The sequence below is a fragment of the Aestuariivirga sp. genome (genome assembly GCF_037139295.1).
Lineage (GTDB): Bacteria > Pseudomonadota > Alphaproteobacteria > Rhizobiales > Aestuariivirgaceae > Aestuariivirga.
The window spans coordinates 1-3,641 of the sequence record NZ_JBAXGR010000196.1; the positions used below are offsets into that span (position 1 = coordinate 1).

Annotated in this window: 4 protein-coding genes; 3 read left to right on the forward strand and 1 reads right to left on the reverse strand. The window is 58.5% G+C overall.

What is annotated here, in order from left to right; genetic code table 11:
- Nucleotides 1–285: 285 nt before the first annotated feature.
- From WCJ41_RS20655 to WCJ41_RS20665, 3 genes are all read left to right on the forward strand, one after another.
- Entirely contained in the window at nucleotides 286–1,245 is a 960-nt protein-coding gene (locus tag WCJ41_RS20655) for an ABC transporter substrate-binding protein (RefSeq protein ID WP_336907721.1), read from the forward strand.
- A gap of 99 nt (nucleotides 1,246–1,344) precedes the next feature.
- Complete coding sequence (locus tag WCJ41_RS20660) at nucleotides 1,345–2,013, forward strand: amino acid ABC transporter permease (protein ID WP_336907722.1); 669 nt, start codon at nucleotides 1,345–1,347, stop codon at nucleotides 2,011–2,013.
- A gap of 270 nt (nucleotides 2,014–2,283) precedes the next feature.
- Entirely contained in the window at nucleotides 2,284–2,967 is a 684-nt protein-coding gene (locus WCJ41_RS20665) for a GntR family transcriptional regulator (RefSeq protein WP_336907724.1), read from the forward strand.
- A gap of 57 nt (nucleotides 2,968–3,024) precedes the next feature.
- On the opposite strand, the gene WCJ41_RS20670 is transcribed toward WCJ41_RS20665, so the two are convergent.
- Nucleotides 3,025–3,641: aminotransferase class III-fold pyridoxal phosphate-dependent enzyme (locus tag WCJ41_RS20670; RefSeq protein WP_336907723.1), on the reverse strand; the 617-nt coding region annotated here is incomplete at its 5' end.

The following is a 3,641-nucleotide window of genomic DNA, read 5'->3' on the forward strand; positions in this document are numbered from 1 at the left end:
GTCGATGCCCCAGGCGAGGCAGGCACCGGCAATCAGGATGCTGCCCCAGCCGAGACGGAAAGCCAGCGCCGGTGAGCGGAAAATGAGAAAATACCTGAGTGTGGCGGCCGTATCATCGAGCGATACCGGCGGGATCCGATCCCCACGTTTGGGCCACTGCTATTGACAAATGGTCTGCCCGAACATTAGTATCTCATCTGTTGTGATCACAAAGCTCGCGGAAAATGCCAAACGCAGGTTGGGCGCCAAGTTCCCGTTCACAGCGACGGCAGTAGTGGCCGCTACTTGAATGCTGGCGGCGGCAGCCGTTCCGCCGCCACATTTTCTGACTACCCAACAAGAGCAGACGAGGAGAGTCAAATGATCGACAGTACAAGAATGAACCGCAGGATCTTCGTATTGGCGGCGTGCGCGGCGGGAACTGCGGCAATGGTCGTTCCGGCTCATGCCGACACGCTCGACGACATTCGTGCCAAGGGCTCAATAACGATCGGCGTCGGAGTCATGGGAACCAAGCCGTGGGTCTACAAGAACGAAGACGGTTCCTATGCCGGCCTGGAATACGAAATGATGCAGTATGCCATCGCCAAAATGGGCATTCCCAAATTCGAGTATGTGCCAACCGAATGGGACTCGCTCATTCCCGGTCTCAAGGCCAAGCGCTGGGACATCATCTGGTCTGGCATGACGGTGACGGAAGAACGACGGCAGGGGGCCGGCATCGATTTCAGCCGGCCGTATTATTTCGAGAGCGATCGGCTTGCTGTCAAAGGCGATGGTCCTATCCAGTCGCCCGAGGACCTCAAGGACAAGGTCATCGGTGCTGTGACCGGTACCGTGGAAGAGGCTCAGGCGCGTCAGTTGCTCGCCAAGGGAGCGGTCAAGGATGTGAAGTTCTTCGGCGACTTCGCCACGCCGTTCTTGGCTCTGGAGAATGGCCAGATTCAGGCCTACGTTGTCGACAACACCACCTATGGTGAGCAGAAGAAGGTCACGCCCAACCTGCGCACCGTAGGCCCCGTGCTTTTCCTGGCAGCCGATCCGAAGTGGCAAGAACAGCAGGAAAAGGTTCCCTACGTCTTCGGAGGCGACGGCATCGGCGTGCGCAAGGAAGACACGACGCTGCTGGCGGCGCTCAACGACGCGCTTAACGCAATGGATGCCGACGGAACGCGGCAGAAGATCCTTGAAAAATATGAACTGTGGGACGATTCTCTCCTGCTCAAGAACATGATGAAGGGCTGACGTTTCAGTCCGCGTAAAATGGTGCTGCGGGCCCGTCCGGGTTAGGGTGGGCCCGAACGTTTTGCCGGGCGGCAATCCCCGGGGCTGCGGAGAAAGCACTTGCTGGAATTCATCACTGATTTCGTTCCCCACTATCTGCCCCAGCTGCTGAAGGGCGCCCTGGTGACGATCGAGTTATCGATTATCAGCATGCTCTGCTCCATCACCGTCGGCGTTGTCTGCGCTGTCGGAATGCTCTCGGGTTTTCGCGTTTTCACGATTCCCATCAGGATCTATGTGGAGATCTGCCGTGGTGTTCCGCTCATCGTCATCCTGCTCGCTGTATATTTCCTTCTCCCGCACATCGGCATAAGCCTGCCAGCCTTCGGGGCGGCTGTTGTCGGACTGACGTTCAATCTCGGTGCCTACCTGAGCGAGGTGTTCCGCGCCGCTATTCTGGCCGTCGATCCCGGGCAGCGTCAGGCCGGTCTCGCCCTCGGCATGAACAGGCTGGTCGTGTTCTGGAAGGTGATCCTGCCTCAGGCCGCAATCATCGCCGTGCCCACGGTCGGCGGATACTTCATATCGCTCCTGAAGGACTGCTCTTTGGTCTTCTTCGTGACCGTGGAGGAACTGATGCAGCAAGGTCGCTACGTGATATCGGCGACCTTCCGAACCGAGGAGACTTACCTTCTCGTCGGCATGATTTACTTCACCATGAGTTTCTTCTCGGCGCGGGTGATCAAAGCCCTGGAAGTGCAACTGCGTCCAAAATACCTGCGGGTGTAGGATGGCTCCGCTGGCGTCAGGCCAACCGGATCGCAGGGACCCTGGCGGGCGCAGGAACGCTGTGGTGTGCAAGGTTTCCGACGTGGCGACGACGTAATGAGTTCGATGATCCGGCCCGAACTTTCGTCAGGCCCTCCGGTTTCCGCCTGCCAGAGGGGTTGTGAAAGGATCGCCATTGCGTTTCTTGTGATCACTCATTACAAGGTGCACGATTCCGTTGTATGCACACTCAGGAGCGGGTGAGATCAAGTGACAGTAATTTCGACGGAGATGCATCCTGCATCCGATGAACCCGAGTCCCTGTTCGATGTTCCGAAGATCAGCCGCAGCACGCTGAACGAGGAGGTCTACGAACAACTGAAGCATGCCTTGATGTCCGGCAAGATCGCGCCCGGCTCCACCATGACAATTCGCTCGCTCGCGAGTTCCTTTGGAATTAGCGTGATGCCGGTCCGCGAAGCACTGCGCCGGCTGGTTGCAGAACATGTGCTCATCATTCTCCCGAACCGCAGCGTTGCCTTGCCGGTTTTCACCAGAGAACGCTTCAACGAGATCACCCGCATCCGCACCTCGCTCGAAGGCCTGGCGGCGGAGGCCGGGAGCATCAACCTGACCCCGGAAATGATCGAGCGCATGGCCCATATGACCCAGCTGATGGAATCCCAGACTCCCGGCAAACACGCTGATATTCTGGCCTGGAACCGCGAGTTCCACTTCACGCTCTATCGGGCATCAAACATGAACATGCTGGTCAAGATGATTGAGACCCTTTGGCTCCAGGCCGGCCCGTTGTTGCACCTACAGCAGCGCGTCTTTGCCGAGAAGGAGACGCCGGTTTACGTCCACCATCACCGCGCGCTCCGCGCCATCGGCACCCGCAAGCCGAAGCAGGTGCGTGATGCGATTGTGGATGACATCGAAGACGCGGCCAAGATCATCAGCGCCGCGCTGTAACTCGCCCCGACCCCGGGCGCAAGTTGCCCGGGTTGGCGTGCTTGGCGGTCGATGGGATCAGCCGAAGACAGCCTTGAACAGACCCTTCCGGCTCGACAGGAACTCGTCGACGGCCTCGACCAACGCATCGGTTTCGGCGGCCGTGGTCTCGAGCGATAGGTTGCCCATCACACGGCGCGAAATATAGATTCCGCTTTCAATCATATCGAGATGGAAGAGTTTCTTGAGGTCGGCAACCCCTCCCTCACGTCCTTGTTCGCCCTGGTCGAGATCGTCGATGTTGCGAAGCGGACCCTGGTGGAAGTGAATTCCGAAAATCGATCCAAATCCCGTGGCAACCATGGGCAGGGCGTGTTTAGAAGCAAGGCTATTGAGTTGTAGCCGCAGGCGGTTGCCAAGCTCATTCATCTGATCGGAAGCTTCTCGGGTGAGAATCCGGGTGAGTGCCACGTAGCCAGCCGACATCGCCACCACATTGTTGTTGAACGTCCCGCCATGCGGGAAGGAACCGGGCATCGCTGGGTCGAACCACCGCATGATGTCGGCACTGCCGCCGAAGGCACCGATCGTCAAGCCCCCGGCGATGTACTTGCCGAGCGTGACCAGATCGGGCTTCACACCAAAATATGCTTGCAATCCGCCGTAGAAGGCCCGCGAGGTCATCACCTCATCGA